Origin of the sequence: Marinoscillum furvescens DSM 4134 (assembly GCF_003386095.1) — a bacterium.
GTDB classification, from domain to species: Bacteria; Bacteroidota; Bacteroidia; order Cytophagales; family Cyclobacteriaceae; genus Marinoscillum; species Marinoscillum furvescens.
Map to the genome: position 1 here is coordinate 1 of NZ_QREG01000060.1, position 1,342 is coordinate 1,342.

Genomic DNA, 1,342 nt, shown 5'->3' on the forward strand with positions numbered 1-1,342 from the left:
TGCCGGCCTTTAGGTTTACAATCTATTGATATTCTAAGACTACTACTATTATCCACATGAGGGGGTTCTAGGGGGAGACTCATAATTTGTGAATAGTGTGGATAAGTATAAATTAGGAAAAGAATGGGGTGAACTTTCTTGCCGGCCAGGTTAACGACCTATTGCCTGTATCAGTCCCCACTCTTTCCAGGATTGCCCGTCAGAACCAATTAGAATTTTAGGTTTCGAGGCCTTCTAAAGGTGTTAGTTTGGGCAATTCATTTTATCATTTTAAGACATCCAAGTTATGAATTTTAAAGCGTTTATCGGTATTGATGTAAGCAAATCCCATCTGGACATTTCTATTTACGGCGAAAATATCCATTGCAAACTTGACAACAATGAGAGGGGTTTTGAGGAAATGATCGAATGGGTTTGCAAGCACACCCACTGTTCATTAGAACAAGTATTGTTTGCCTTTGAGCATACAGGATTGTACTCTCTTTCTTTATCTATTTTTCTTAATGAGAACCAATACGTTTTCGCAGTAATTCCAGGACTGGAGTTAAAAAGATCTTTGGGTATGAGAAGAGGCAAAAACGATAAGGTTGATGCACGGGCAATCGCCGAATACGTCTACGAGAAACGGGAAAAGATAAAGCCTTATGTTATGCCAGATAATCGACAGTTACAACTCCAAAGGTTACTATCATACCGTGAAAGGTTGGTCAAAGAGCGAGCTGCTTTCAAAGGGCGTTTTAAGGAATACAAGTCAATCCTCAAAAGAGACGATCATCAAGTCCTATTTGCTTCGCATCAAAGAATGATTGAACTCCAAAATGAAGAAATTAAAAAAGTAGAAGATGAACTCTATCGACTCATTGAAGAAGATCCAGAGTTGTCAAATCAATTTAAGCTGATCAACAGTATTAAAGGGGTGGGACCTCAAACAGCTCTGCTTATGATCATACTCACCCAAGGGTTTAAATCGTTCAATGAATGGAGAAAGTTCGCCAGTTACTCAGGAATTGCTCCTTTTCCCTATGAGTCAGGAACAATGATACGAAAAAAGAAAGTTAGCCATTTAGCCAACAAAAGAATTAAAGCTTTACTAACCTGTTGTGCAGGAACAGCCATCCAGTTCAACCCTGAAATGAAATTGTACTATCAACGTAGAATAAGTGAGGGTAAAAATGAAATGAGCACTTTAAATATTGTCAGAAATAAGCTCTTGTCCAGAATATTTGCTGTTGTTCAAAGAGGTACACCATATGTTGAAACTTATAAGTTTGCAGCTTGATCAAAAATTGCACTCATTTTATTTGATTAAGTCTTAGAATACAGGCAGGCAGTATTTATTTGT

General features: G+C 37.8%; 1 protein-coding gene. It reads left to right on the forward strand.

Annotated features, from left to right (window positions below; all coding sequences use genetic code 11):
• The first annotated feature begins 286 nt into the window (after positions 1–286).
• On the forward strand, positions 287–1,279 hold the full coding sequence (locus tag C7460_RS23430) for an IS110 family transposase (protein ID WP_115870567.1): 993 nt from the start codon (positions 287–289) through the stop codon (positions 1,277–1,279).
• Positions 1,280–1,342: the final 63 nt, after the last annotated feature.